General features: G+C 34.5%; 28 protein-coding genes and 1 tRNA gene. 13 read left to right on the forward strand and 16 right to left on the reverse strand.

Annotated elements, in window-relative coordinates:
• Window positions 1–4 precede the first annotated feature (4 nt).
• On the forward strand, window positions 5–1,627 hold the full coding sequence (locus BUB89_RS13165) for a pyruvate dehydrogenase complex dihydrolipoamide acetyltransferase (RefSeq protein ID WP_073245818.1): 1,623 nt from the start codon (window positions 5–7) through the stop codon (window positions 1,625–1,627).
• Between the two features lie 234 nt (window positions 1,628–1,861).
• On the opposite strand, the gene BUB89_RS13170 is transcribed toward BUB89_RS13165, so the two are convergent.
• Together BUB89_RS13170 and BUB89_RS13175 are read right to left on the reverse strand one after the other, a co-directional pair.
• Window positions 1,862–2,050: a hypothetical protein gene (locus BUB89_RS13170; protein WP_073245819.1), complete on the reverse strand. Its 189-nt coding sequence runs from the start codon at window positions 2,048–2,050 to the stop codon at window positions 1,862–1,864.
• A 108-nt stretch (window positions 2,051–2,158) separates the two neighbouring features.
• Window positions 2,159–3,400: a glycosyltransferase gene (locus BUB89_RS13175; RefSeq protein ID WP_073245821.1), complete on the reverse strand. Its 1,242-nt coding sequence runs from the start codon at window positions 3,398–3,400 to the stop codon at window positions 2,159–2,161.
• 109 nt (window positions 3,401–3,509) lie between these two features.
• Here BUB89_RS13175 and miaE point away from each other — a divergent pair, with 109 nt between their 5' ends.
• Entirely contained in the window at window positions 3,510–4,091 is a 582-nt protein-coding gene (gene miaE / locus BUB89_RS13180; RefSeq protein WP_073245823.1) for a MiaE family protein, read from the forward strand.
• 47 nt (window positions 4,092–4,138) lie between these two features.
• Complete coding sequence (locus BUB89_RS13185; protein ID WP_073245824.1) at window positions 4,139–6,883, forward strand: AsmA-like C-terminal region-containing protein; 2,745 nt, start codon at window positions 4,139–4,141, stop codon at window positions 6,881–6,883.
• Between the two features lie 59 nt (window positions 6,884–6,942).
• Here BUB89_RS13185 and BUB89_RS13190 read toward each other — a convergent pair whose 3' ends face one another.
• The 9 genes from BUB89_RS13190 to BUB89_RS13230 all read right to left on the reverse strand — a co-directional run bounded on the left by BUB89_RS13190 (window position 6,943) and on the right by BUB89_RS13230 (window position 13,791).
• Window positions 6,943–7,599, reverse strand: coding sequence for a hypothetical protein (locus BUB89_RS13190; protein WP_073245826.1), 657 nt, complete (start codon window positions 7,597–7,599; stop codon window positions 6,943–6,945).
• Window positions 7,600–7,768: 169 nt separating this feature from the next.
• Window positions 7,769–8,215 (reverse strand): GNAT family N-acetyltransferase, encoded by a 447-nt coding sequence (locus BUB89_RS13195; protein ID WP_073246144.1) that lies wholly within the window; start codon window positions 8,213–8,215, stop codon window positions 7,769–7,771.
• Window positions 8,216–8,743: 528 nt separating this feature from the next.
• The gene (locus tag BUB89_RS13200) at window positions 8,744–8,968 is read right to left on the reverse strand and encodes a hypothetical protein (protein WP_073245828.1); all 225 of its coding nucleotides are present in this window, start codon (window positions 8,966–8,968) and stop codon (window positions 8,744–8,746) included.
• 300 nt (window positions 8,969–9,268) lie between these two features.
• Window positions 9,269–9,346 (reverse strand) — tRNA-Val (locus BUB89_RS13205).
• Window positions 9,347–9,431: 85 nt separating this feature from the next.
• The gene (locus BUB89_RS13210; protein ID WP_073245830.1) at window positions 9,432–10,664 is read right to left on the reverse strand and encodes a bifunctional folylpolyglutamate synthase/dihydrofolate synthase; all 1,233 of its coding nucleotides are present in this window, start codon (window positions 10,662–10,664) and stop codon (window positions 9,432–9,434) included.
• A 23-nt stretch (window positions 10,665–10,687) separates the two neighbouring features.
• Window positions 10,688–11,485: an energy transducer TonB family protein gene (locus BUB89_RS13215; RefSeq protein ID WP_073245832.1), complete on the reverse strand. Its 798-nt coding sequence runs from the start codon at window positions 11,483–11,485 to the stop codon at window positions 10,688–10,690.
• Between the two features lie 36 nt (window positions 11,486–11,521).
• Window positions 11,522–11,914 carry an ExbD/TolR family protein gene (locus tag BUB89_RS13220; RefSeq protein ID WP_073245834.1) on the reverse strand — a complete coding sequence of 131 codons (393 nt, stop codon included), beginning with the start codon at window positions 11,912–11,914 and terminating at the stop codon, window positions 11,522–11,524.
• A gap of 2 nt (window positions 11,915–11,916) precedes the next feature.
• Complete coding sequence (locus BUB89_RS13225; protein ID WP_073245836.1) at window positions 11,917–12,621, reverse strand: MotA/TolQ/ExbB proton channel family protein; 705 nt, start codon at window positions 12,619–12,621, stop codon at window positions 11,917–11,919.
• A 105-nt stretch (window positions 12,622–12,726) separates the two neighbouring features.
• Window positions 12,727–13,791, reverse strand: coding sequence for an anhydro-N-acetylmuramic acid kinase (locus BUB89_RS13230; RefSeq protein ID WP_073245838.1), 1,065 nt, complete (start codon window positions 13,789–13,791; stop codon window positions 12,727–12,729).
• Window positions 13,792–13,946: 155 nt separating this feature from the next.
• Between BUB89_RS13230 and BUB89_RS13235 the strand changes: the two genes are divergently transcribed.
• The 10 genes from BUB89_RS13235 (at window position 13,947) to BUB89_RS13280 (ending at window position 21,212) form a co-directional block, all read left to right on the forward strand.
• On the forward strand, window positions 13,947–15,086 hold the full coding sequence (locus BUB89_RS13235; RefSeq protein WP_073246145.1) for an acyl-CoA dehydrogenase: 1,140 nt from the start codon (window positions 13,947–13,949) through the stop codon (window positions 15,084–15,086).
• 35 nt (window positions 15,087–15,121) lie between these two features.
• Window positions 15,122–15,799 carry a Crp/Fnr family transcriptional regulator gene (locus BUB89_RS13240; RefSeq protein ID WP_073245840.1) on the forward strand — a complete coding sequence of 226 codons (678 nt, stop codon included), beginning with the start codon at window positions 15,122–15,124 and terminating at the stop codon, window positions 15,797–15,799.
• 79 nt (window positions 15,800–15,878) lie between these two features.
• On the forward strand, window positions 15,879–16,478 hold the full coding sequence (locus BUB89_RS13245; protein ID WP_073245842.1) for a peroxiredoxin-like family protein: 600 nt from the start codon (window positions 15,879–15,881) through the stop codon (window positions 16,476–16,478).
• 2 nt (window positions 16,479–16,480) lie between these two features.
• Entirely contained in the window at window positions 16,481–16,867 is a 387-nt protein-coding gene (locus BUB89_RS13250) for a DoxX family protein (RefSeq protein WP_141384479.1), read from the forward strand.
• A gap of 1 nt (window position 16,868) precedes the next feature.
• Window positions 16,869–17,357, forward strand: a complete 489-nt coding sequence (locus tag BUB89_RS13255; protein WP_073245845.1) for a hypothetical protein — start codon at window positions 16,869–16,871, stop codon at window positions 17,355–17,357.
• The gene (locus BUB89_RS13260) at window positions 17,345–18,055 is read left to right on the forward strand and encodes an NRDE family protein (protein ID WP_073245847.1); all 711 of its coding nucleotides are present in this window, start codon (window positions 17,345–17,347) and stop codon (window positions 18,053–18,055) included. The genes BUB89_RS13255 and BUB89_RS13260 overlap by 13 nt, the downstream gene beginning before the upstream one ends.
• 31 nt (window positions 18,056–18,086) lie before the next feature.
• Window positions 18,087–19,121: an ATP-grasp domain-containing protein gene (locus BUB89_RS13265; RefSeq protein ID WP_073246146.1), complete on the forward strand. Its 1,035-nt coding sequence runs from the start codon at window positions 18,087–18,089 to the stop codon at window positions 19,119–19,121.
• A gap of 2 nt (window positions 19,122–19,123) precedes the next feature.
• Entirely contained in the window at window positions 19,124–19,795 is a 672-nt protein-coding gene (locus BUB89_RS13270) for a hypothetical protein (RefSeq protein WP_073245849.1), read from the forward strand.
• Window positions 19,796–19,822: 27 nt separating this feature from the next.
• Window positions 19,823–20,500 carry an SDR family NAD(P)-dependent oxidoreductase gene (locus tag BUB89_RS13275; RefSeq protein WP_073245851.1) on the forward strand — a complete coding sequence of 226 codons (678 nt, stop codon included), beginning with the start codon at window positions 19,823–19,825 and terminating at the stop codon, window positions 20,498–20,500.
• Between the two features lie 103 nt (window positions 20,501–20,603).
• On the forward strand, window positions 20,604–21,212 hold the full coding sequence (locus tag BUB89_RS13280; protein ID WP_073245853.1) for a SprT-like domain-containing protein: 609 nt from the start codon (window positions 20,604–20,606) through the stop codon (window positions 21,210–21,212).
• An 87-nt stretch (window positions 21,213–21,299) separates the two neighbouring features.
• Here BUB89_RS13280 and BUB89_RS13285 read toward each other — a convergent pair whose 3' ends face one another.
• From BUB89_RS13285 to BUB89_RS13305, 5 genes are all read right to left on the reverse strand, one after another.
• Window positions 21,300–22,061 (reverse strand): ABC transporter ATP-binding protein, encoded by a 762-nt coding sequence (locus BUB89_RS13285; protein WP_073245855.1) that lies wholly within the window; start codon window positions 22,059–22,061, stop codon window positions 21,300–21,302.
• Window positions 22,058–22,807, reverse strand: coding sequence for an MlaE family ABC transporter permease (locus BUB89_RS13290; RefSeq protein ID WP_073245856.1), 750 nt, complete (start codon window positions 22,805–22,807; stop codon window positions 22,058–22,060). Before BUB89_RS13290 ends, BUB89_RS13285 begins: the two co-directional genes overlap by 4 nt.
• A 69-nt stretch (window positions 22,808–22,876) precedes the next feature.
• Window positions 22,877–23,725, reverse strand: coding sequence for a glycosyltransferase family 2 protein (locus BUB89_RS13295; protein ID WP_073245858.1), 849 nt, complete (start codon window positions 23,723–23,725; stop codon window positions 22,877–22,879).
• A gap of 70 nt (window positions 23,726–23,795) precedes the next feature.
• Window positions 23,796–24,320, reverse strand: a complete 525-nt coding sequence (locus BUB89_RS13300; protein ID WP_073245860.1) for a methyltransferase — start codon at window positions 24,318–24,320, stop codon at window positions 23,796–23,798.
• A gap of 293 nt (window positions 24,321–24,613) precedes the next feature.
• Window positions 24,614–25,672, reverse strand: a complete 1,059-nt coding sequence (locus tag BUB89_RS13305; RefSeq protein WP_073245862.1) for a 3-oxoacyl-ACP synthase III family protein — start codon at window positions 25,670–25,672, stop codon at window positions 24,614–24,616.
• Between the last annotated feature and the right edge of the window lie 191 nt (window positions 25,673–25,863).

The raw sequence follows: 25,863 nt of genomic DNA on the forward strand, positions 1-25,863 counted from the left end.
TATTATGGCGATAAAAGTAACAATGCCTCGTTTGAGCGATACTATGACGGAAGGAACAGTAGCGACATGGCTTAAAAAAGTAGGAGACAAAATTAGTGAAGGGGACATCCTTGCTGAAATTGAAACTGATAAAGCAACGATGGAATTCGAATCCTTCAATGAAGGAACGCTTTTACATATTGGAATTCCTGAAGGAGAAACAGCTCCTGTAGATTCTTTATTAGCAATTATCGGAGACGAAGGCGAAGATATTTCTGCTTTATTATCCGGTGGAGATGCTCCGACCGCTGCTGAAAAACCAGCTGCAACTGAAGAGAAAAAAGAAGAACCAAAAGCTGCTGCTAAACCAGCTGCTTCTTTACCTGCCGGTGTTGTTGTAGTAACAATGCCTCGTTTGAGTGATACTATGACGGAAGGAACGGTAGCTACCTGGTTGAAAAAAGTAGGTGACGCTGTTGCAGAAGGTGATATTCTTGCTGAAATCGAAACAGATAAAGCAACAATGGAATTTGAGTCTTTCAACGAAGGTACCTTATTATATATCGGAATTGAAGAAGGAAATACAGCTCCTGTTGATAGTCTTTTAGCTATCATTGGACCTGCAGGAACTGATATCAGCGGAATTGCTGATAATTATGTGGCCGGTGGTGCTTCTCAAGCGGCTCCAGCTGCCGAAGAAACTAAAGCTGCTCCTGCTGAAACTGCTGCTCCTGTAGCTCAGGAAGCTCCTGCTGACGGAGGAAGAATTATCGCTTCGCCTCTTGCTAAGAAAATTGCTTCTGACAAAGGAATTCAGTTAACGCAGGTAAAAGGTTCCGGAGAAAACGGACGTATCGTAAAAAGCGATATCGAAAACTTTACTCCTGCTGCTGCCGCTCCACAAGCTGCTGCATCTGCTAAAACAGAAACTGCTGCTGCACCTAAAGTGTTTGTTCCTGCCGGAGAAGTTTATACCGAAGAAATCAAAAATTCGCAAATGCGTAAAATCATTGCGAAACGTTTGGCTGAATCTTTATTCACAGCACCTCATTACAACTTAGTAATCGAGGTAACTATGGATGACGCCATGAAATCAAGAGCTACAATCAATAGCGTTCCGGATACTAAAGTATCTTTCAACGATATGGTTATCAAAGCTTGTGCTTTAGCATTGAAAAAACACCCAAAAATCAACTCTCAGTGGAAAGAAGATGCTATCATCATCAATCACCATGTAAACATTGGAGTAGCTGTAGCTGTTGAAGACGGATTAGTAGTTCCTGTATTGAAATTCACTGACGCTATGAGTTTATCTCAAATTGGTGCTAGTGTAAGAGACCTTGCCGGAAGAGCTAAAAACAAAAAGTTAGGGCCTCAGGAAATGGAAGGAAGTACTTTTACCGTTTCTAACCTTGGAATGTTTGGTATCACTGAATTCAATTCGATTATTAACCAGCCTAACTCAGCTATCCTTTCAGTAGGAGCTATCGTTGAGAAACCAGTGGTTAAAAACGGACAAATTGTTGTAGGTAACACCATGATGTTGTCTCTAGCTTGTGACCACCGTACTATCGATGGAGCAACCGGAGCACAGTTTTTACAAACATTAAAACAATACATTGAAAACCCGGTAACTATGCTTGCATAAGTACTGATTCAGTATAAAAACCAAAACCCGTCTCGTTTTTCAGAATGTAGACGGGTTTTTTATTTGGTTTTTATTTGGGCATGTCCTCGCTTCCACTATCGTTTCAGCGCGGTCGGGCTGTACGCTGTATCTTTTATTTCATTGCATTACATAAAAGGATGCCGCTTCCATCCCTCATGCGAAACAAATAATTTTTATATGATTTACTTATTAAACAAAACACCAATTTCTTATTTAGAATAAATTTTTAAAATCTTCATAAAAATTAAAACATAAAAAAGCAATAATGAAAATCATTATCAAACCAACAACAAAAGCTGATGTATAATTATTAATACATTCTTTCAAAGAACCTTTAAAACCTTTAAAAACCCATATCACAAATCCACCAATAATTCTAATATCACCAGTACCTCCTAACATAATTAAAATATTTTAAAAATCATATAAATCCACAATCACCATTAAACCTATATAGAAAACCAATCAAAACTATATTCCACTAACAATCTCTAAAAATAAAAAACTTACTTATTTATTCTTCTCCTCAATCCATTTTGACATGTACTTGGTGCTTTTTAAAGTATGATGCTGCAACAATTCACCCATAAAATTATTCAGGCGATGTTGCTTTATATTCGAAAGTAAAAAGGCAATTTGCGTAGCAAAATCATCTTCAAACAAGGTTCTTAAATAACGCTGATTGATAATTGCAATTCCGTTTTTTTGAGCTTGAAGCCAAATTTCTTTATCCTGATATAATTCTACAGCTTTAGCAGCAAAAATTTCAGGATCATCTTCTACAAAACCATTCCACTCTAATTCTCCTTGCATCGATTCGGCTCCAATAGGAGTGGTAACACTTGGCGTTCCGCATTGCATGGCTTCGAGTAATTTTCCTTTTATGCCAGCACCAAAATGCAACGGAGCTAAAACCACAGCTGCTTTTTGGATAACTTCCTGAGCATTTTCAGCACGTCCGTGAATCAGGAAACCTTGTTTGGTATTATTTAATTGTAGCACTTTTTGAGAAGGATAAGCGCCATAAATATTCAAAACGGCTTGTGGTAATTGTTTTTTTATCAAGGGCCATATTGTTTCTTTTAAATACTTAACGGCATTCCAATTAGGTTCATGATAAAAATTACCAATAAAAACAAAGTCTTTTCGTTCTTCAAAAGAAAGCAATTTATCCAAATCAGAAATGGCATTCGATGCTAATAAAAGTGGTAAATAATACAATAGGCTTTTGTCAATTTTAAAAACAGTAGTCAATAATTCCATTTCATATTCGGAAATCATCAACGATAAATCACAACGTAAAATACTGGCAATTTCTCGTTTGGCGACTTCTTCGGTTAATAAATCTGAAATTTCAAAAGTTCGTTTTTCTTTGAAAGCCTTTTGTCGCACCAATCGCAAGCAATGCAAATCTTCGGTATCTAAAATTCGTAAAGCATCCGGACAATTTTCGGCAACACGCCAGCCAAATTGCTCTTCGATCATAAACCGGTCAAATAAAACTACCGCCGGATTTAATTCTTTTATAAAATCATCAAAACTGGAATTGTTCAAAGTAATACTCACTTTTTGAACGCCAAATTCACTTAAATTTACCATAAAATCACTGTCCTGAGCGGGACTGGCAAACGTGATCGTGTAGCCCTGTTCCCGGAACAAAGAAATCAATTGCATCATTCTTCCGCCTGCCGCAGAAGAATTGGGCTCAGGCCATACAAAGCCAATTATTAAGAGTGATGGCATCACATTCATAGCTGCATAAAATTATTGGCACAAAATAATACTAAATTTATTGGAATTCGTTGTATTAAAATTAAAATCACTGAAATAAACAGTAATTTTGCATAAAATTAAAAAGGATATGTTAGGATTGAAATTAGCCACCGACCCACGATGGGTCAACATCGTAGAATCTAATATCGAAGAAATTTTAACCGATCATGCCTGGTGCGAACAAAAAGCCGCTTCTAATGCAATAAGTCTTATTACCCAAAACTCTGAAAAAGAAGAATTGGTTACCGCCTTAATGCTTATTGCTCAGGAAGAAATAGAACATTTTAAAATGGTGCACGACCTGATTAAAGAAAGAGGACTTACTTTTGGGCGTGAACGCAAAGACAGCTATGTAAACGAACTTTTTAAATTCATGAAAAAAGACGGAAGCCGCAATGATGCTTTGTGTGAACGTTTGCTTTTTTCGGCAATGATTGAAGCCAGAAGTTGCGAGCGTTTTAAGGTTTTGTCTGAAAATATTAAAGATCCGGAACTGGCTCAATTCTACCGTGATTTAATGATTAGCGAAGCGGGACATTATACCACTTTTTTAGGTTTTGCTAAAAAATATGCTGACCATGTTGATGTCGACAAACGCTGGAAAGAATGGATTGATTACGAAACTTCCATCATAACCAACTACGGCAAAAACGAAACCGTACACGGATAATATTAGATTATCAACACGTTCTTTATTTCACCAATACCATTTTCATCATGGCTCAAAAAAAAGCTATATTTTTAAAAATCTTAAAATATATAGGAATCACGTTAATCACTTTATTGACTTTCATGTTTATTGCTCCTTATGTTTTTGCAGATAAAATCAATGCAGAAATTAAAAAAGTAGCCAATGAAAAACTAAATGCTAAACTGGATTATTCAGAATCGAATATTTCTTTCTTTCAGCATTTTCCCTCTTTGACCGTAAGTTTAAATAATTTTAAACTCAATGGTTCGGCACCTTATGAAAAGGAAAATCTGGTTACTGCAAAAGAAATTGCTTTTGGGATCAATGTTTCGAGTTTGATTTTTGGAAAATCGGTAAATATTGATAAAATATTCCTTTCGAATGCTGATATTAATGTAAAAGTAAATAAAGAAGGATTTGCAAATTACAATGTTTATAAATCCGGTAAAACTGAAACAACTGAAAAAGAAGAAGATAGTTCGTTAAAACTGGAGAAAATTGAAATCACCAACAGTAAAATTGTTTATGACGATTTATCGACCAAACTTCATTTGGATATTTACGGTTTTAACTATCTGGGAAAAGGCGATTTAAGTAAAGCTATTTTTGATTTGTCTTCGAAAGCACAAATTCAAAAACTCAATCTTTTGTATGATAATGAGCCTTATTTGATGAATAAAAAGGTGAATGCTGATTTGATTACCAAAGTAAATGTCAACTCACTTTCGTTTGTTTTTCAGGAAAATGATTTAAAAATAAACAATCTGATAGTTGATTTTAAAGGAAAATTTGATTTCCTTAAAGAAGGATATCAAATGGATTTTGTTCTGAAAACGACTAACAGTAACCTACAGGATTTTTTTACTGCTTTTCCGCCAAAATTTATTACCTGGCTTAATAAAACCAAATTATCCGGAAAAACTGACTGCAATTTGTCTTTAAAAGGAAATTATATTGCTTCTCAAAATATAGCTCCAAAACTGGAACTGGATTTCAAAATTAAAGACGGAAGTGTCAATTACAATCAAAGTCCGGCCACTGTGACCAACTTAAATGTAGATTTTGATACCCAATTACCTTCGTTAAATCCGGATTCGCTTATTGTAGATTTAAGAAATTTATCGCTTAACATTGATAAAGAATCTTTAAAAGCAAAATTATACAGTACAGGAACTGATGTTCTGGATATTAATGCGGTGCTTAACGCCAAAATAGATTTGGAAAAACTAAATCGCGCCATTGGGGTTGCGGATTTTGAACTCAAAGGAATGCTGGTAGCTGACGGAACTTCTAAAGGGAAATTCGATAAAAAAAATGGAATATTTCCTGTTACGAATGCTGTTATCAACTTAAATAATGGTTTTCTAAAAACAAAATACTATCCAAATCCGATAACTGATATTGGAATAGTTGCTGCTATTTCGAATCCAAAAGGAACTTTTGATGATTTAAAAGTGGTGCTGCAACCCGCTCAGTTTACATTTGAAGGAAATCCTGTTTATGTGAAAGCCAATCTGAGTAATTTTGATAATCTTCTTTATGATATTACTGCTAAAGGAACTTTGGATATAGGTAAAATCTACAAAGTCTTTTCTCAAAAAGGACTTGACGTAAACGGATTTATTAAAGCTGATGTAGCATTAAAAGGGAAACAAAGTGATGCTGAAAAAGGAAATTATTCGAAACTTAAAAACAGCGGAACACTTGAAATTAGGAACATAAAATTCGTATCGGAATATTTGCCAAAAGCATTTCTTGTCAAAGAAGGTGTTTTTAAATTCAATAATGACAAGATGCATTTCAATACTTTCTTAGCTTCTTATGGTCAATCTGATTTTAAACTGAATGGTTATCTACAAAATGTATTTAATTTTCTGGCTTCAAAAAAAGGTGTTTTACACGGTTCTTTTGCTTTAAGTTCTAAGTATATTAATGCCGATGAATTCATGTCGGCTACAACGACTGAAGTTGCGGGTGAAAACACTACCGCACCTGCTGAAACAACTGTTAAAACCGAAACAGGAGTGATTATAATTCCGTCTAATTTAGATTTGCGTTTTACGGCGAATGCTCAAAAAGTTCATTTTAACGGACTGGAAATTAAAAATGCAAAAGGTGGTCTAAACATGAAAAATGGTTTGCTTACTTTGCAAAATGCAGGTTTTGATTTGATAGGTTGTGCCGTAGCTATGGATGCCACTTACAAGAGCGTTACTTCTAAAAGTGCCGTATTTGACTATCATATAAAAGCAAATGAATTTGATATCAAGCGGGCTTATAACGAAGTGAAACTTTTTAGAGAAATGGCAAGTGCCGCCGAAAAAGCACAAGGAATAATCTCATTAGATTATAGTTTGAAAGGGCGCTTAAATGAAAATATGGAGCCTGTGTTGCCTTCGTTGTCAGGAAACGGCGTGATCGCTGTGAAAAACGTAAAAATGTACGGCATGAAAATGTTTGGTAGCGTGGCTAAAAAGACCAATAAAGAAAGCATTAAAAATCCCGAACTGAATCAGGTAGCTATTAAGAGTTCTATCAAAAATAACATCATTACTGTAGAACGCTTTAAATTTAAATTTGCCGGTTTCAGACCCCGAATCGAAGGAACTACCAGCCTGGACGGACGATTAAATCTTAAAATGAGATTAGGTTTACCGCCTTTTGGAATCCTTGGAATTCCTTTAACCATCACAGGAAATAAAGACAACCCTAAAATAAAAGTAGGAAGACAATCAGAAGATTTAGAAGAAACAAAAGATAGTATTCAGTAAATTGTTTCTAATAAGTGAATTTTGGATAAATCAGTTGTAGCTGTTGGTAGTAGTGTTTTTTAAGCTCGATTTACTATCAAAATTAAAATTAGTCCTAGTACGCATATTGTTGTTATGGCTTTGTCCATACTAATCAAGGGTTTTCTTTTCATAAAACCATAAGGAAGCATTATAAGTCCCATTGTTATAAAAAAGTATGACCATTTACTATCGCTATCTTTCAGTTCAGTTCTTAATTCAATATCTATAAAATTTCTTCCATTTTTTGTTAAACCATAGACATCATTATAATCATTCCAAAAACTTTTTTCGTTTAGTTCCGAAACTTCAGATTTCAAAACTTTAAGTTCAATACTATCTCCCGATTTAATGTTTGATTTAAAAGCTTCGTGATCTGTCGCTTTGTAAGTCATATCAGTTATTTTGAATTCTCTATTATATTCTTTTGTTGATAGAATTATATCTCTGTATGTTGTAGACTTGATTTTGTATTCGTCATATTTTGGAGAACTTTTTAGTATTACATTGATTGAAGCTAATTCATTATTCGGTAATGAATTATCACGTAAAGCTACATAGAGAAACGAAAATATTATTACTAACGAAATTGAAATAATAATAATTCTATCACTTTTAGTGATAGGTTTATAGGTTTTCAAATTTGTTGTTTTCTTTTGATTTTCTCTATTAAATTGTCTTTTCTCTTGTCGTGTCATAAAATTACTGGTAACGTCTTGGTACTACAACGGGTTTGTTATTAAATTAAGCCCATTATTCGGATTTGCCAAATCTTTCAAATACAAAACTATTTTTCCATTAAGCCAAGTCCCCAAATTGATTGTAGCGTGTGTTTAGCGGTTCGGGCAGGTTTTTGTCCTGTCGTTGTTACTTTGAATAAACGTTTTTATCATGAAGTTCCATCCATTTGGTTGGGTCTGCAATGTCTATCCACCCAAATTTACGATATAGCTCGTGTGCGTCTCCTGTGAGTAAAATCCAACGTCTTAAACCTTGTAGACTCGGATAGTTCATAACCGTTTCCATTAACCATTTAGAAAGCCCCAATCCTCTGTATTCTTCTAAAATATATACGTCGCCCAAATAAGCAATCGTTGAAAAATCGGTAATGATTCTTGCAAGGCCAATTTGTTTTTCGTCTTGGTAAACACCAAAGCAGAATGAATTTTCAATAGCAGTTTGCACCTTGTCTTTCGGAATATTTATGCACCAATACGCTCTGGTTGATAAAAATTCGTGAATGGCGTCAAGGTCTAATTTTACCTTGTCGGTTGAAATGCAAAACTCGCCTTTGTATATGTTTATGTCTGTCATAGTTTCTGTTTGCTGTTCGTATCGATTTAGCCTGACCGCTAACTCGTTCATACTAGCTACAAAGTAGCGCCTATACACCTAAAATTGGGTAGATTGTCGCTACTTTATAGCATATTATTTTTCGCTAATATATAAATAAATCTTACAAAATTTATTCTTCTGTATAATTTCTCTTAAGGTTTTGAGCTGGATTATGAGTTTCTTGATGTAGGCATTTGTAGATTGATAGTAATGTTTTCTGGTTACTATCGACCCTAAAAAAGGCTAAAAGAGACTTGAAAACACCCTATGGCATACTTAAAAAAGGCATTGTGGTACTTACAAAGTCTCTTTATGGTATCTTAAAAAGACTAATTAGTCCTAAAAGAGTCTGTTCACTTACCTAAAAAGGGCGTAATAGGACTAAAAAAAGACTTTTTAGGACTTTTATAGTACCTATAGGGGGCTTTTTATACCCCTTTTAGATATAAAAAAGCCCCATTTGTTTAATGAGGCAGTTCTTGCTGGCTTTAAAAAAGTTACTATTTGCTAGCTGTTCGTAGCGGCGCTTCCGGAACTTCCTGCTCCTCCAGAATTGTTGTTTCCGTCTTCGTCATAATAATCCGGATCTGTATCGGTTTCCTCACGTTCGTCATCCCAATCTCCTGTGTTCGCATCTTCACGAGGATCATCATTGTCTGGTGACTGATTAAGCTGTGCATGATAAGGGCATTTTGCTAATTCTTCGTTGGTGACTATTTTTGAATTTTCCATTTTATATAATTTTAAGTTAATACATAAAACTAAAATACAGGAAGGAGTGATTTGTAGCTTATAAGAAAATAGAAATTTGTTATCTAATTTACATCTTAGGGGAGAAGGAACTTGATTCGAAAGTTTTTGTGATAATCTAAAAAAAGACTAACTAATATTTATGCTTAATTTTATCGCTCCACAGGTTTTTGGATTGATCCAGGTTTTTGGATTGATCCCCGATTGATCCTTGATCCCTAAAAAGAATTTCTTTTTAATTTTAATCAAAAAAAAAACTCCTTAATTGCTTAAGGAGTTTCTTGGTGGGCGATGAGGGGTTCGAACCCCCGACCCCCTCGGTGTAAACGAGGTGCTCTGAACCAGCTGAGCTAATCGCCCTATTTTATTAGGTTGCTATCATTTTGTGATTGCGAGTGCAAATATACAATGCTTTTTTAGATGTGCAAGCAAAAAACAAAAAAAATTATAAAATTTCTGCAACTACAAATGTGCTTCCTCCCACATAAATAAAATCATTTGTTGCAGCAGATTCTTTAGCGGTGTTGTAAGCTGCTGAAACAGAATTGTATATTTGTCCTGTGAGTTCAAATTTACTTGCTTTTTCTTTTAATATGGAAGCTTCCAGTCCTCTTAGGATATTGGGTTTACAGAAATAATAAATCGCATTTTTAGGGAATAAAGGTAAGACTTCGTCTAAATCTTTGTCATTTACAACACCAAGAACAAGGTGTAATTGGTCAAAATCTTCTTTTTTAATTTGATTCAGTACAATTTCTAGTCCGTTTTTATTGTGTGCGGTATCACATATAATTTTTGGGTTTGAACCCAGTCGTTGCCATCTTCCCAGAAGTCCGGTGTTTTTAACCACATTTAATAAACCGGATTCAATATTTTTCTGACTGATTTGGAAATCTGTTTGTTCGTTTAAAACATTAACGGTTTGGAGAACGGTTTTTTTATTATGAATTTGGTAATCACCAATTAAATCAGAAGGATAATTATTCGAAATTAAATCAGAAGCAAAATAAATTTTTGCATGATTTTCTTTGGCTTTTGCCAAAAAAACATTTTTTGTTTCAGCGGTATATTCACCAATTACAACCGGAATTTCAGGTTTTATAATTCCTGCTTTTTCAAAAGCTATTTTTTCGAAAGTATTCCCTAAAAATTGGATGTGATCTAATCCAATATTGGTAATCACCGAAACTAATGGCGTAATGATATTGGTAGCATCGAGTCTTCCGCCCATACCGACTTCGATAATGGCGATGTCTACTTTCTCTTTTGCAAAATAAGCAAAGGCTAGTCCAACGCTCATTTCGAAAAAACTAATGTCATTGGCTTCAAAAAAATCTTTATTGGAATTGATGAAATCACAAACAAAATCTTCGGTAATTTCCCCCGAATTGTCGGGGCTGATTATTTTTATTCGCTCTCTGAAATCTTTTAAATGTGGCGAAGTATAAAGCCCTGTTTTGTATCCTGCTTGCTGTAATACAGAAGCCAGCATGTGCGAAGTAGAACCTTTTCCGTTAGTACCCGCAACGTGTATGAATTTTAAATTTTGATGGGGATTACCAAGATGATTGATCAGTAAATGCGTATTGGTTAAATCCTTTTTATAAGCAGAAGCGCCTTGTAATTGATACATCGGAAGTTGGTTAAACATCCAGGCTGTAGTTTCTTGGTAATTCATTTGCGGTGTAAAATTTTCAACTATTATTCCCCCAGTTTAAAGTTGACTGTGATAAAACCTATTTGGGTTGCGGGAGCATTAGGATCGGGTTGCCATTTGTATTTTCTGGCTGTTGCCAATGCGGGTTCTATTAAACAAGGATTGGTATTAGTTGTTCCCTTAGTGTATTTAGCGGCAATTACATTCCCATTTCTGTTTACGGTGATTTGAACCACTACAGTACCAAATTCATTACATTTTTGGACTTCTTTTCCGCGGCTGCTTATTTTTCTTCCGTTCAATCCCCAGCCACTTCCTGTACCGCTTCCGCTTCCGGAGCCATAATAAGTATTGGCATAAGGATTCCCGTTAAGGCTGCCTTTATCTCCTGGTTTATCATCGTTTCCTTCGCCGCCTTTAGCTGTTCCGTCCGATTTAGGTCCGTTGATTAAGCTCGATAAAGCATCTGTGGTGCTTTTGGAAGGTTTTGGATTTTCTTTCGGTTTTTCTTTAACTTCTTCCTTAGCAACTTCTTTTGTTGGTTTGATTTTTTTTGCCTCTTTCATTACAACCGCTTCTTCAATATCTTGTGATAAAACATCATCATTGCTGGCTGTTGCTTGTTTTGCAGCGGTAGCTTTTGGTGCTGATTGAATTGCTTCGGTAGGTTGTATGTCTCCATTTCCAAATTCAGTTGTTCCAAAATTAATAGCAATTCCGTTTTCAGGAGGCGGATCTAAAGAGGTAAGTCCCAAATAAAAAAACAAAACAAAGAGTATCACAAAAATGATAGTTGTGATAGTAAAGGATTTTTTTTCTTCTTCTGTTTCTAAATATTTCATGTAGAATAAATCTGTTTTTTTGAAAGTCAGGAGCTATTATTTAGGCCTAACGGCTAAAACAACTTTAATTTGGTTTCTATTGGCAATGTCCAGTACGTTGACTGCTTTTTCGATAGGAACTCCTTCTTCGGCTCTTAAAATAATGGCTTTATTTGCATCCGCTGCCATTATGGATAATAATTTTGATTCTAATTCGCTTTCGGGAACGGCTTCTTTGTCAATAAAAAACTCTAATTTTTTATTGATGCTTACCGCAATATTTTTGTTGCTGTCTGTTTTTCCTTTTGCTTTTGGTAATACTAAATCAAGTGCATTTGTGGTTACCATTGTCGATGTCAGCATGAAGAATATCAATAACAGAAAGACAATATCTGTCATGGATGACATGTTAAATTCAGCACTAACTTTATTTCGTCCTCTTAAATTCATAATTATGCAGGGTCATTTAATAAGTCTAAAAAGTCAACCGCATTGGCTTCCATCTGATGAACAATTTTGTCTGTTTTTACTACTAAGTGGTTGTAACCTACATAAGCAATAATCCCTATTACCAGTCCAACAACCGTAGTAGTCATGGCGGTATAAATCCCTTCAGAAAGCGCGCCAACTTCAATTTGTCCGCCTGCTGTTGCCATTTTATGAAATGCCTGAATCATTCCCACCACTGTTCCTAAGAAACCGGTCATAGGTCCGGCACCGGAAATGGTAGCAAGCATACTTACATTTTTTTCTAATTTATTTATTTCCAGTTTTCCGGCGTTCTCAATAGCGGTATTGATGTCATTTAAAGGTTTACCAATTCTGGAAATTCCTTTTTCAATCAATCGTGCTACAGGAGATTTAGAGTGAGCACAAGCCATTTTAGCATTGTCTATACGCCCGTTTTTGATATTGTCTTTAACCAGACTCATGAAATTAGTATCCACTTTTGATGCTTCATTAATAGCCATCAAACGTTCAAAATAAAGGTATAAGGCAACAAAAAGCATTATGAATAATGCCGCCATAATTATTTGACCTGCCAGACCACCGCTAGTTAGGAGTTCGATGATGGATAAAGTTTTTTCAACTGGAACCGCTTCGGCTAAATTTTCACCTGCAACAGATAAGGTATCTGCTTGTAACAATATACTCATATAATTTTTATTTGTTATTGAAACGCTAAGATATTATAAAAATTGCGATTCTATTGGATAAAATTTGAAACAAATAACAGTAAATGTTTGTTTTTAGTTTTGATTCTAAAGATAAATGCATCCGGAACTATGATCCTTTTTTGCACCGGTTACACTGCTTAAAGTATTGATTTCGTCCCGGAGTTTTAAGACGCCCAGCAAAGCAAAAATTAAGGCTTCCTTAAATTCCAGAATTTTGGATTCGGGGATTACAATTTCCATTTCAGGCAAATGATTCTGGATTTCTCCAATAAGAAATTCATTGTATGCGCCACCACCGGTAATTAGCATATTTCCTTTTTTGATTGGTAAAGCTAAAGCTGTTTGCAACGCAATATGTTCGGTAAAAGTTCTCATTTTGTCTTCAATGGAAATTGCATAGCTTTCGATTATGGGTAAAACAATTTCTTTTACAAATTCAAAACCTAATGACTTTGGGTGTTTTTTTCGATAAAAATCCAAACTATTTAACGCTTCTAATAATTCAGGATTGATTTTTCCTGTTTTCGAAATTTGGCCTTTATCGTCATAATTCAATCCTAATTGATTGGCATAGAAATTCAAAACGGTGTTTACAGGCGAAATATCAAAAGCAATTCTTTGATTATTTTTTTCGAAAGATACATTCGAAAATCCTCCTAAATTCATACAATAATCATAGTTTGAAAACAAAATTTGATCTCCAATAGGTACTAACGGAGCGCCCTGACCGCCTAGCTGTACATCCTGAATTCTAAAATCACAAACAACTTTTTGTTGGGTCAAAGCTGCCATTTCGGGTAGGTTTCCTATCTGAAGTGTATACCCATTTTGAGGCTGGTGCAAAATAGTGTGTCCGTGAGAACAAACTGCATCAAGATTCGCTATTTTATGTTTTTCGATAAAATCTACAATGATTTTTGAAAGCAGTTGGGTGTAATTTTTATTTAAGATTTCGAGATTTTCTTTCGAAAAATCTACTGCTAATTTCAATTGGTTGACCCAATCCTTACTGTAAGCGACAGTTTCGGCTTCCTGAATTTCAAAATGCCATTGTTCTTCTTTTATTTCAAACTGAATATGTGCTAAATCAACACCGTCAAGTGAAGTGCCGGACATGACACCAATTACATTATAAAAATTTTTCTTCATCGAAAGAGAATTGCAGGCAATTAAAATATTAAAAACTTAAATTGTATTTTTAAAATAAAAGTAAGTAAATTTAGAAAACACTAAAGCATTAAACCAAGATTCTGCATGGAATTTTATTTTCTATGTTTTTAGTATTAATTATAAAAAGAGTTGTTATGGATTTTAATTTGACCGAAGAACAAAAAATGATTCAGCAAGCCGCCAGAGATTTTGCTCAAAATGAATTATTGCCGGGAGTTGTAGAAAGAGATGAGTTCTCTAAATTCCCAACCGAACAAGTCAAAAAAATGGCCGAACTGGGTTTTTTAGGAATGATGGTCGATCCTAAATACGGCGGTTCGGGTATGGACAATGTGTCTTATGTTTTAGTGTTGAGCGAAATTGCAAAAGTGGATGCTTCGGCTGCAGTGATTATGTCCGTAAACAATTCTTTAGTTTGTGCAGGAATGGAGAAGTATTGCAGTGAAGAGCAAAAACAAAAATATTTAGTTCCGCTGGCCAAAGGGGATATTATTGGTGCTTTTTGCCTTTCGGAACCTAATGCGGGATCTGATGCTACTTCGCAAAAAACAACAGCCATTGATAAAGGAGATTACTATTTGTTAAACGGAACAAAAAACTGGATTACTAATGGTTCAACCGCTTCTACTTATATTGTAATGGCGCAAACGCATCCTGAAAAAGGACATAAAGGAATCAATGCATTTCTGGTTGAAAAAGGCTGGGAAGGTTTTACTATTGGTCCTAAAGAAAAGAAAATGGGAATCCGTGGTTCCGATACGCATTCTTTGCATTTTAATGATGTGAAAATTCCAAAAGAAAACAGAATAGGAGAGGACGGTTTTGGTTTTCATTTTGCCATGGCGGTTTTAAATGGCGGTCGAATCGGGATTGCTTCTCAGGCCTTAGGTATAGCTACCGGTGCTTATGAATTAGCGTTGAAATATTCGCATGTGCGGGAATCTTTTGGAAAAGAAATTTTTCAGCACCAGGCTATTGCTTTTAAATTAGTAGATATGGCAACCCAGATTATGGCGGCAAAAATGCTGTGTTTGAAAGCCGCTTCAGAAAAAGATGCCGGAATGGATATTACTCAATCAGGTGCGATGGCTAAATTATTTGCTTCACAAACTGCTATGGATGTAACGATTGAAGCCGTACAAATTCACGGTGGAAATGGCTATGTAGCCGAATACCATGTGGAACGCATGATGCGCGATGCTAAAATTACCCAAATCTATGAGGGTACTTCGGAAATTCAACGAATTGTCATCTCGCGGACATTAACTTCTTAAAATAGCAATTACTTTTATCCCAAAGTTCCCTTTTTATGTATGAAGATTTAAAATATTGGTACCTGCGAGATCACAAATTGTTCAGGACGTTGAGTTTTGCTCAAATCAGACAATTGTGTATTATTACCGGTTTCAAGAAAGCCAATAAGGGAGAAATTATTTATTTCTCTTCATCAGATGTGCCAAGAATTTTTCTCCTTAAAAAAGGAAATATTAAAATTGTAGCCGTTGATGAAGAAGGCAATGAGACGATTAAAGATATTATTCAAAAAGGTGATTTGTTTGGCGAATTGACTTTAGAAAATGATTTTGAATCTAATGAATATGCTAAAGTACTCTCAGATGATGTAGTAATTTGCAGTTTTTTAATGTCCGATTTTGAAGATTTACTATTAAAAAATCCCAGTTTGGCACTTTCTTATACCAAATTCGTGGGTTTAAAAATGAAACGCATAAAAAATAGTTATGCTAATTTAGTTTCCAAAGATGCTAAAACCAGATTGTATCAGTTTTTAAAAGATTGGGCTGAGAAAGAAGGCAAGCAGGAAGGCAATAAAATAACTCTGGAAAATTATCTGACTCAAACGGATATTGCCCAAATTATATGTACTTCCAGACAAACGGCAACCCAATTGCTGAATGAAATGGAATCCCGGGGAATGTTGCTGTATAACAGAAGAGAAATTATAATTACGGATGTTACCCAATTGTAGTTTTTTAATCGAACTGTAAACTAGCCGACAATAAGCAGTTTAAAACGATGTTACCTTTACTTTAAATAAAAATAATATTATGAAAAAAATAATCAGCTTCGTTTTGTTAGTGATCGGTTTTGCAGGGAATGCTCAAAGCAATTTGCCACAATCAGCCACCGATATTGCCCCTTTATTAATAGGAGAAAAAATTCCTAATAGTACTTTAAAATTAATTGATGGAAATGCCGTTTCTTTAAAATCGGTTTTGGATAAAAAAAGAACTATTTTGGTTTTTTATCGGGGTGGTTGGTGTCCATATTGTAATTTGCATTTGGCAGCCTTGGGCGAAGCCGAAAAAGAATTACTGGATTTAGGTTACCAGATTGTGGCTGTAAGTCCTGACGCTCCAAAAAACCTGAAAGTTACTGAAGAAAAAGACAAAGTAAATTATCTTTTGTTGTCTGATAGTAATGGAGATTTGGCAAAAGCCATGGGAATTGCTTTTCAGGCGCCTCTTTTATACAAACCTGTTATAGCTAAAGGTTCGGATGGTGTGAATAATAATTTTTTGCCTGTTCCTTCGGTTTTTATTGTAAATTTAGACGGCGAAATTGAATTTGAACACATTACACCGGATTACAAACACCGAATTTCGAATGAACTTTTAGTTGCTGCTGCTCAATCTTTAAAAAATTAGTCGTGAAAGCTGTGTTTACTTGGTTCTTACGGTTTTTTGTTGCTGTAATTTTATTGCAAACGCTTTATTTTAAATTTACAGCTGCAGCAGAGAGTGTGTATATTTTTTCGAAATTAGGAATGGAACCTTATGGACGAATTGCAACCGGAATTTTTGAACTCGTTGCAGCCGTTTTAATTTTGATGCCCAGAACAACAATTTTTGGAGCATTATTGGGTTTAGGATTAATGATTGGGGCGGTAGTTTCTCATATTTTTGTTTTGGGCATAGAAGTTCAAAATGATGGAGGAACTCTTTTTATGTTAGCACTTTTAGTATTAATTAATTGTGCGGTTTTAATTTATAAAGATAAAAGTAAGTGGTCTGATTTGTTGATTTTAAAATTTTAATATGCTTCTACCATCCATAAATAAAAGTTTGAATGAATTGGTCAATTTGTTAAGGCAATTGTCAAAAGATGATTTTACAAATCCCTGTCCGGAATTGAGTTATGCCAGTATAGGCGAACATTGCAGGCACATTATAGAAATGTTTCAGTGTTTAGAAAATCAACTGGATTCAGGAATAATTAATTATGATCATCGGGAACGCAATCAATGGATTCAGACTGATGTGGAATATGCAATTAAACAAATTGAAGCTATTCAAAACGGACTAAGGAATGAAAATAAAAACCTCGAATTACAGCAGTTTATTGAAGGCGAAGAAATTAGGATTCAAAGTAATTATTTTAGAGAGTTACTCTATAATTTAGAACATTGTATCCATCATCAGGCGTTTATAAAAGTCGCGGTTTTAAAATTTGAAAATATAAATGTCGATGCTAATTTTGGGGTGGCCCGTTCTACTATCGAATTCAGAAAAAAATGTGTACAGTAAGTTTTGTAAATAGTGAAGGCAGAATTTTTATTACTTCTAACAGGGATGAGAACATTATCAGACCCAGTGCCATTCCTCCAAAAAATTATACCGTAAAAGGCAAGAATGTGATTTTTCCAAAAGATCCAAAAGCAGGAGGAACCTGGTATATTGTGGATGAAGAAGGAACCGTGCTTGTTCTGCTAAATGGAGCTGAAGAAAAGCATGAAAGGAAATCTTCTTATCGAAAAAGTCGTGGTTTGATTGTTTTAGAGTTGATGAGTGAAAATTCACCAAAGGATTTTTGGGAGCAAATAGATTTGGAAAACATCGAACCTTTTACATTGGTTTTGTTTCAGAATAACCAATTGTTTCAGCTGCGTTGGAATGGAACCAACAAAGAAAAATTAGTTTTGGATCCCAATAAAAAACACATTTGGTCGTCATCAACGTTGTATTCGAACTCCATTAGAAAAGAAAGAGCCGATTTATTTTATGCGTTTTTAGAAAATAAAGGATTACTTTCGGAAACGGATATGTATCAGTTTCATCGTTATGCCGATCAGGAAAATACTGAGAATGGGTTGGTTATTAATCGAAATGGAGAAACTAAAACCCTGAGCATTACCCAATCGATAATTGAAAAAAATAAAGTGTCAATACTGCATTATGATTTGATTACCAATGAAGATTTTTCAACTTCGTTTATAATTGTTTGATACCACCACCGGATTGTTAAGATTTAAGAAAATGAAATTACTGCTGCATAAAATTTTTCATTGGGAATATTGGCCTTTTCAAGTGGTTTATATTCCCATTTACTTTCTCTGGGGGTACTATGCCATTCGGGCAAAATCGCTTTTTTTCTTCAATGCTTCCAATCCTGGAATTAAAAATGGCGGATTTATGATGGAATCTAAAAAAGCCATTTATAATTTAATTCCACAACAATATTATCCTAAAACGGAGTTGATAACCGAAAGAACTTCTTTGGCAGCAATTCAAAATATAATTGAAAAATCAGGAATTCAATTTCCATTAATTGCAAAACCGGATATTGGTTTGCGTGGTTCGGGCGTGAAAAAAATCAACAGTATTGCCGAATTGAATCAGTATGCACAAAAAGCTAATTTTGATTTTTTATTGCAGGATTTGATTCCGTATGAAAATGAAGTTGGTATTTTTTATGTGCGTTATCCCAATGAAAATAAAGGAAAAATTACCGGAATTGTTTCCAAGGAGTTTTTAATTGTGACAGGTGATGGAATTTCGACAATAGAAACTTTGATAAGAGCAAATCCAAGATTTGAGTTGCAATTAGCCTCTTTACAAAAAGAATACGGAACACAACTCTCAGAAGTTTTAAAAACAGGAGAGAAGCGCAATTTAGTTCCCTATGGTAATCATGCCCGTGGGGCTAAATTTATAGATGGCAGCCATTGGATTTCTCCAAAGTTAGAAGCGACTATGGACGTGATTTGTTCGCAAATTCCGGATTTCTTTTTTGGAAGATTGGATGTGATGTATGCAACAATGGGAGAATTAGAAGCGGGGAAAAACTTTGCCATTGTGGAGTTAAATGGTGCTGCCAGCGAACCAACGCATATTTATGATCCTGCTCATTCAGTATTTTTTGCATGGAAAGAACTAGCCCGACACATTACCTATATGTATGAAATTAGTGTGTTAAATAATAAAAAAGGCGTTCCGTTTTTGACCCATAAGGAAGGAATGAAAGAATACCGGTTGCATCTGGAGCAAAGCAATAAAATTATAAATTTCTAATTATGAGAATCATTCAAAACATAGCCGTTGGGTTTACGGTGAGTTTTTTAGGCTCGTTGCCATTGGGTTTTTTGAATATTGTGGGGCTTGAAGTATATGCTGAACTGGGTCTGGAATCTTTAGTTTGGTATATTTTGGGCGTTATTTTTATAGAAGCTTTTGTTGCTTATTATACTTTAATTTTTGCAAATCAACTGGTTCAGAATAAAAAATTGATGAAAAGTATCGAGATTTTTGGGGTTTTCTTTTTGTTACTTGTTGCTTTTATTTTTTATCAAAAATCATCCGATACAGTTCATGGCGAAAGTTACTTAGATTCCTATTTGCAATGGCCTGTTTTTGGGATAGGTGTTTTTTTGAGCTGCCTTAATTTTTTACAAATTCCATTCTGGCTGGCCTGGAACCTTTATTTTCTTAATGGTAATTACATTAGTATTTATAAGCGGTTGAAATTTTATTATGTAGGCGGGACGATGGTTGGCGTTTTCTTTGGGATGCTGTTTATTATTTACTTTTTGGATAAAATCCACAAGCAAATTGCCTTTTTAACCGATTATATGATACCGGTAATTATTCCCGTTTTCTTTGTTTTTATGGCGGGATTTCAAGGGTATAAAGTACATAGAAAGTACTTTTCTAATAAAATAGCTTTAGACGAAAAGGAAACCGACTAGTTCATTGATTTTGTTTATTTTTGTGGCATGAAGAAAATTATTATCACAGGAACCAGCAGAGGAATCGGCTTTGAATTGGCTTTAATGTTTGCTAATGCAGGACATCAGGTTTTGGCTCTTTCGAGAAAAACACCTCAGGAATTAATTTTAAATGAAAATATTACGTGTCTTTCGGTTGATTTAGCTCATGAATCCGATTTAGAACAAGTGGAACAATTTCTTTCTACAACCTGGAAACAAGTTGATGCTGTGATTCACAATGCAGGTAGTTTAATTTGCAAACCTTTCGAAACCTTAACGCAAACTGATTTTGAAAATGTATATAAAGTCAATGTTTTTGGGGTTGCTAATCTGACTCGTATTTGTATTCCGTTTTTACAAAAAGGAAGCCATGTGGTAACGATCAGTTCTATGGGAGGTGTTCAGGGAAGTTTGAAATTTGCCGGACTTGCCGCTTATAGTTCAAGCAAAGGAGCTGTAATCACACTTTCGGAATTATTGGCTGAAGAATATAAAGAACGTGGTATTTCCTTTAATGTTTTAGCGCTGGGAGCCGTTCAGACGGAAATGTTAGAAGAAGCTTTTCCGGGTTATCAGGCACCTATTTCGGCAGCAGGAATGGCAACTTATATTTATGATTTTACACTAAACGGAAATAACTATTTTAACGGAAAAGTATTAGAAGTTTCAACGACTAATCCTTAAAAAAAGTTAGAAGTTAAAAGTCAACAGTTTTAATTGTATGTTTTGGATTAAAATTATACCACTTTTCTATTTTTAATTTTTTCCCTCTAACCTCTAACTTCAATTGAGCGATACTTTAGCAAAATATATTCCTGAGCATGCAGTCAAACCCGTATTTGAGTTGATTGTAGAAAACAGGGTGCATTTAAAAATCGTTAACGAACGCCTGACCCGTCATGGTGATTACAGAAAAGCAGTAAATGGAAAACACGAAATTACCGTAAACGGAAGTCTGAATAAATACCGGTTTTTAATTACACTTATTCATGAGATTGCACATTTAGTGGCTTTTGAAAAATTTGGGCGTAACATCAAACCGCATGGAAACGAATGGAAATATGTTTTTCAGCAATTGATGGTTCCTTACATTCGACCTGAAATTTTTCCAAATCAATTGTTGCCTTTGCTGGCAAGGCATTTTAGAAATCCCAGCGCCAGTAGCGATACTGATACTACTTTATCACTTGCTTTGAAACAATTTGATCAGCAAAATGAAGATAAAAATTATGTTTTTGAAATCCCTTATGGAAGTATTTTCAGAATCAAAAACGGAAAAATTTTTAAGAAAATAGCCGTTCGTACCAAACGCTTTGAATGTTTAGAAATTAGTTCCGGAAAGTTGTATTTATTCAATCCAAATGCGGAGGTCGAGTTGATTAAACACAGCAATTAAAAAAATAAACTTCAAAATAGAAATCCCAAATTCAACTATATTTTATAATTGGAATTTGGGATTTTTTAATTGAAATTTTAAAATGAATTATTCTTTCAAATATGCTTCTCTTACTTTTTTAAATAAATTAGAAGAATATACAAAGTCTACAACCGCCTGATTATCGGTTTTAAAAATCTCTTCTTTATTTCCTTGCCATTCTTTAAGTCCGTTTTTTAAGAAAACAATATTATCACCTATTTCCATAACAGAGTTCATGTCATGGGTGTTAATTACTGTGGTAATGTCATATTCCTCTGTAATTTCTTTGATGAGGTTGTCAATCAATATAGAAGTGTTGGGGTCTAATCCGGAGTTGGGTTCATCACAAAATAAATATTTGGGTTTGTTAACGATGGCACGGGCAATAGCCACACGTTTTTGCATTCCGCCTGAAATTTCAGAAGGTAATTTATTATGTGCATCCGTCAAGGCAACTCTTTTTAGAACAAAATCAACCCTTTCTTTAATTTGTGCTTTTGTGTTTTTAGTAAACATTCGAAGAGGAAAAGCCACATTTTCGGCTACTGTCATGGAGTCAAACAAAGCACTTCCCTGAAATACCATTCCGATTTCAGTTCTCAGTTCTCTTTTTTCGTTATCATCCAGGTTAGAATAGATTCTGCCGTCAAACTCGATCGTGCCTACTTCAGGATGGTGAATTCCTAATAAACTTTTTAATAAAACCGTTTTTCCGGAACCACTTTGTCCTATAATTAAGTTGGTTTTTCCTGTTTCAAAAACAGTACTTATTCCTTTCAGAATTTTACTGTCTCCAAATGATTTTTCTATGTTTTTTACTTCTATCATGATCCTAATAGCAACTGAGTTAATATATAATTAAAAAGGATGATGGATACTGATGTCCAGACAAAGGATACGGTACTTGCTTTTCCTACTTCCAGTGCACCACCTTTCATGTAATAACCGTGAAAAGAGGGTATGGTTGCTAATAACATGGCAAAAATGAAGGTTTTTATAAAAGCATAAGTAATGTGAAACGGAATAAACTGCATTTGAGCACCGGTAATAAAGTCATTACTGGAAGTAAAACCACCATAAACTCCGGCCATCCAGCCACCAAGAATTCCTAAAAACATACTAATCCCGATGACAAACGGATACAATAAAAGAGCAATAATTTTAGGGAAAACCAGATAATTCAAAGAATTTACACCCATAACCTCTAAGGCATCAATTTGTTCCGTAACACGCATGGTTCCTATACTTGAGGTGATGAAAGACCCCATTTTTCCAGCCATAATTACTGAAATAAAAGTAGGAGCAAACTCAAGAATCACCGATTGACGGGTTGCAAACCCAATCAGGTATTTAGGAATTAGCGGATTAGTTAAATTCAAAGCTGTCTGAATAGAAACAACTCCACCAACAAAGAAAGAGATAAAGGCAACAATACCAAGTGAATCTATAATTAAATCATCTATTTCTTTAAAAATGAGATTACGCATTACAGACCATTTTGTCTGTTTGTTAAAAATTTCTTTTAGCATCAGGAAATATTTTCCTATTTGCGATATATAGCGAATGAGCATCATAGTTTTTTGATTATGGGCTAATTTACGAAATTAGTTATAAGTTATTGGGTATGATTGGCGGGTTTTTGTTTAGAAAAGCTTCTCTTTCATTTTTTTTAAACGATAATTTCGAATAAATTTAGCTTGCTCAGTATTGACCATTAAAGGTTTTTTTTCTGATTTTGCTTTTAAAAAACCATTGATGTAATCAATAAACAGCAAAGGTTTCTTTTTCATAAAAGACAATTTTGCCGAAGCAATTGCTGTAATCCAAAATCCGTAACCCAAGGTATAAAATGCTTCGCCTTGTTTGTAACGGGCTGTTTTATTGTAATTAGCTCCGGTAGGTTTTAAGTGTTTTACATGTAAACTTTCGTCGGTAACTACTTTCCAATTGTAGAATTTACACAGCAATTCGTCTACAGTATCCCAACCCATCTGCGGTTTTAAACCACCAATTTGTTTGAACGTTTCTTTTCTGTATGCTTTTAACGCCCCACGAATATGATCTTTATCAGTTAAGTTTTCCAAAACCCAGTCGCCATTTTTTTCGATATAACAAAATCCGCCCACCATCCCGATAGTTGGATCAGAGTTAAAATGCTTTGTGATAGTTTCGAAATAATTAGCGGGAAAAATTAAGTCGGCGTCTAATTTTACAATAGCGTCATAATCTTCATCTAAGGATTCAAAACCTTTCTGAAATGCCTGAATTACTTTGCTTCCCGGCAAATGAATCGCACTCGATTTTTTTTCTACCAATGTGATAAACGGATTCTCTTTGGCGAAAGCCAGAACAATTTCGGCAGTTCTGTCAGTAGAATTATCATTTACAATGACCACTTTTTTAGGTAAAAGTGTTTGTGAAATTAGGGATTCTAAAGTCAGAGCAATAAATTCTTCTTCGTTGTGAGCAGGAATAACTATGTAATAATTCATTTGAGTTTGTTTTGTGAAAAAAGAATAGCAATTTCAAGAATCAATTGCAATATCAATTTGGAGCACTGTGTTATTTAATTTTCTCTGCAAAAACAATATAATATCTTGGAGTGAAATATCGCAGTAATGGTCTGAAACCAATTTTTTTTACCGGATGCGTAAATTTCTCTCTGGCGGTAATTTTCCAGCCTGTTTTTTCTAAAAGCCAGTCTAATTGCCAGTCTTCAAATTCATGGTAATGCCTGTCCCACATATCGGTTTTACTTCGGTAAGCCGGAGAAAACCAAAGGCGTAACGGAATGGAAATTACTAACTTGTCACATTTTACATTTTCTAAAACGGTGTAAGGATTCAATAAATGTTCGAAAATTTCGAAAGCCGTAAAAACAGTATACGATTCCGTTTGTAAAGCCGTCTGGTCTTTGTCTAAATCTTCTCCTTTAGTGTTTTTTACCTGATACCCGTTTTCTTCCATGATTTTTGAAAATGGATTTGGAACTCCTAAGTCAAAAATAGTTTCAGAAGTGGAAACATGTTTTTTTAAAAAATCTAAGGTATGTTTGAATCTTTTATTAGGAAACGTTTTTTCGTACATTGTTTATAACGGTTTTTAGAACAGGCACAAATGTACAAAGATATATGGCTCGTTTTGTAGAATTGTAGCGCATATTATACTGTTGATTTCTTGTTATTTTGCCACAAATTCACGAATTTATTTTCTCCATACAGCATTTGTTTGATTCATTTTACAAATTAAATTGTAATCACTTGGATTATTTTAAAGCAATAGTTAGAGCCATTCGTGAATTAGTGGCTATGTATTTAAAAGAAAAATCCGCAACTAAAAATAATTTTCAGTTACGGATTTATTATTTGGAACTAAAAAAATTAGTATCGGTATACAAAAGCATTGATGTTCATTCCGGCACCCACAGATGCAAAAATAAGAATATCGCCTTTGTTGATTTCGTGGTCTTCAATTTTACCGTCTAGAATCAAATCAAATAGAGTAGGAACCGTAGCGACACTGCTATTTCCCAAATCATGAATACTCATGGGCATAATGTTAGCCGGAGCGGTTTTATCATATAGTTTGTAAAAACGATCAATGATAGCTTCGTCCATTTTTTCATTGGCCTGGTGAATCAGAATTTTTTTGACATCTTCTATTGCAATCCCGCTTTTATCCAGACAGCTTTTCATCGCCGTTGGTACATTGCTTAAAGCAAATTCATAGATTTTTCTACCATACATTTTGATGTATTTGGTATTTTGATCTAAGCCCGGATGGTATGATTTTCCGTAGAATAAAAATCCAGCTTCTTCTTCAGTGTAGGAAGCAGTTTCATAAGAAAGCATTCCTGTTTCGTCATCAGAAGCTTCAACAATAGTTGCTCCGGCACCGTCAGAATATATCATGGAATCACGATCGTGGTCATCAACTACTCGCGATAGTGTTTCAGCACCTATAACCAGACAGCGTTTAGCCATTCCGGATTTTATAAACGCATTCGCTTGTAAAACACCTTCGACCCATCCCGGACAACCAAAAATAAGATCGTAAGCGACACATTTTGGGTTTTTAATCTGTAATTTGTGTTTGACACGACTAGCTAAACTTGGAATCATATCTGATTGTACACTTCCAAATTTTACATCTCCAAAATTGTGTGCAAAAATGATATAATCAATCGTCTCCGCATCGATTCCTGCGTTTGCTATTGCTTTTTGCGAAGCTAAAAAAGCTAAATCAGAAGTATTATAGTGACTTTCTGAATAACGCCTTTCTTCGATTCCGGTGATCGCTTTGAATTTTTTTATAATAACTTCATTCGATTGTTTGATAGGTGTTCCATCTTCATTTAAAAATTGATGAAGTTCAAAGTATTTGTCGGAAATCACTCTTTCGGGAATGTAACTTCCTGTTCCAGTTATTTTTATTTTCATTAGGCTGTTTCCATTAAAAAGAATAGCAATTATTTAATATTTTCAAAACAAACAAGAAATAGTAAATGCTATACATTTGGCAAAAATACTGATATTTTTTAAAGAATTTTCAAAATCAACTGCATTTAATTTTTGATTTCCGAATCTTGTTTGAATAAAAAATATTTAGTTGCGTAATTTTCTGTTAGTTA

Source organism: Flavobacterium flevense, from assembly GCF_900142775.1.
GTDB lineage: Bacteria > Bacteroidota > Bacteroidia > Flavobacteriales > Flavobacteriaceae > Flavobacterium > Flavobacterium flevense.

Excerpts from the sequence above, each read along its gene's own strand:
- BUB89_RS13165 (WP_073245818.1), top strand. The coding sequence starts at position 5 with ATGGCGATAAAAGTAACAATGCCTCGTTTGAGCGATACTATGACGGAA.
- BUB89_RS13170 (WP_073245819.1), bottom strand. The coding sequence starts at position 2,050 with ATGTTAGGAGGTACTGGTGATATTAGAATTATTGGTGGATTTGTGATA.
- BUB89_RS13175 (WP_073245821.1), bottom strand. The coding sequence starts at position 3,400 with ATGAATGTGATGCCATCACTCTTAATAATTGGCTTTGTATGGCCTGAG.
- miaE (WP_073245823.1), top strand. The coding sequence starts at position 3,510 with ATGTTAGGATTGAAATTAGCCACCGACCCACGATGGGTCAACATCGTA.
- BUB89_RS13185 (WP_073245824.1), top strand. The coding sequence starts at position 4,139 with ATGGCTCAAAAAAAAGCTATATTTTTAAAAATCTTAAAATATATAGGA.
- BUB89_RS13190 (WP_073245826.1), bottom strand. The coding sequence starts at position 7,599 with ATGACACGACAAGAGAAAAGACAATTTAATAGAGAAAATCAAAAGAAA.
- BUB89_RS13195 (WP_073246144.1), bottom strand. The coding sequence starts at position 8,215 with ATGACAGACATAAACATATACAAAGGCGAGTTTTGCATTTCAACCGAC.
- BUB89_RS13200 (WP_073245828.1), bottom strand. The coding sequence starts at position 8,968 with ATGGAAAATTCAAAAATAGTCACCAACGAAGAATTAGCAAAATGCCCT.
- BUB89_RS13210 (WP_073245830.1), bottom strand. The coding sequence starts at position 10,664 with ATGAATTACCAAGAAACTACAGCCTGGATGTTTAACCAACTTCCGATG.
- BUB89_RS13215 (WP_073245832.1), bottom strand. The coding sequence starts at position 11,485 with ATGAAATATTTAGAAACAGAAGAAGAAAAAAAATCCTTTACTATCACA.
- BUB89_RS13220 (WP_073245834.1), bottom strand. The coding sequence starts at position 11,914 with ATGAATTTAAGAGGACGAAATAAAGTTAGTGCTGAATTTAACATGTCA.
- BUB89_RS13225 (WP_073245836.1), bottom strand. The coding sequence starts at position 12,621 with ATGAGTATATTGTTACAAGCAGATACCTTATCTGTTGCAGGTGAAAAT.
- BUB89_RS13230 (WP_073245838.1), bottom strand. The coding sequence starts at position 13,791 with ATGAAGAAAAATTTTTATAATGTAATTGGTGTCATGTCCGGCACTTCA.
- BUB89_RS13235 (WP_073246145.1), top strand. The coding sequence starts at position 13,947 with ATGGATTTTAATTTGACCGAAGAACAAAAAATGATTCAGCAAGCCGCC.
- BUB89_RS13240 (WP_073245840.1), top strand. The coding sequence starts at position 15,122 with ATGTATGAAGATTTAAAATATTGGTACCTGCGAGATCACAAATTGTTC.
- BUB89_RS13245 (WP_073245842.1), top strand. The coding sequence starts at position 15,879 with ATGAAAAAAATAATCAGCTTCGTTTTGTTAGTGATCGGTTTTGCAGGG.
- BUB89_RS13255 (WP_073245845.1), top strand. The coding sequence starts at position 16,869 with ATGCTTCTACCATCCATAAATAAAAGTTTGAATGAATTGGTCAATTTG.
- BUB89_RS13260 (WP_073245847.1), top strand. The coding sequence starts at position 17,345 with ATGTGTACAGTAAGTTTTGTAAATAGTGAAGGCAGAATTTTTATTACT.
- BUB89_RS13265 (WP_073246146.1), top strand. The coding sequence starts at position 18,087 with ATGAAATTACTGCTGCATAAAATTTTTCATTGGGAATATTGGCCTTTT.
- BUB89_RS13270 (WP_073245849.1), top strand. The coding sequence starts at position 19,124 with ATGAGAATCATTCAAAACATAGCCGTTGGGTTTACGGTGAGTTTTTTA.
- BUB89_RS13275 (WP_073245851.1), top strand. The coding sequence starts at position 19,823 with ATGAAGAAAATTATTATCACAGGAACCAGCAGAGGAATCGGCTTTGAA.
- BUB89_RS13285 (WP_073245855.1), bottom strand. The coding sequence starts at position 22,061 with ATGATAGAAGTAAAAAACATAGAAAAATCATTTGGAGACAGTAAAATT.
- BUB89_RS13290 (WP_073245856.1), bottom strand. The coding sequence starts at position 22,807 with ATGATGCTCATTCGCTATATATCGCAAATAGGAAAATATTTCCTGATG.
- BUB89_RS13295 (WP_073245858.1), bottom strand. The coding sequence starts at position 23,725 with ATGAATTATTACATAGTTATTCCTGCTCACAACGAAGAAGAATTTATT.
- BUB89_RS13300 (WP_073245860.1), bottom strand. The coding sequence starts at position 24,320 with ATGTACGAAAAAACGTTTCCTAATAAAAGATTCAAACATACCTTAGAT.
- BUB89_RS13305 (WP_073245862.1), bottom strand. The coding sequence starts at position 25,672 with ATGAAAATAAAAATAACTGGAACAGGAAGTTACATTCCCGAAAGAGTG.